Below are 258 nucleotides of genomic sequence, written 5' to 3' on the forward strand. Positions count from 1 at the left end.
GGCGAAGGGGTTCGCATCAACGTCGACAGACGATCTCCTGAGCGCCATGAACATTGGTCGTCAAAGCATGTACAACGCTTTTGGCGACAAGCGCTCGTTGTATATGGAGGTAGTGCGAACGTATCAGCAGAAGATGCTGGCGATCCACCTCACAAGACTGAACGGGGAGGTGTCTGCGCTTAGCGGAATTCGGGCTTTGCTGTGGGGGTTGGCGCCATCCAACGCGGCAGAGCGAGCGCTCGGGTGTCTAGGTGTGGG

Annotated in this window: 1 pseudogene; it reads left to right on the top strand. The window is 57.8% G+C overall.

The window, feature by feature from the left end:
* Window positions 1-46 precede the first annotated feature (46 nt).
* Window positions 47-258 (top strand): annotated as a pseudogene (locus tag SB765_RS31245) (hypothetical protein); the annotation flags it as partial.

Origin of the sequence: Pseudomonas sp. SIMBA_067 (assembly GCF_046534675.1) — a bacterium.
Classification (GTDB): Bacteria; Pseudomonadota; Gammaproteobacteria; order Pseudomonadales; family Pseudomonadaceae; genus Aquipseudomonas; species Aquipseudomonas putida.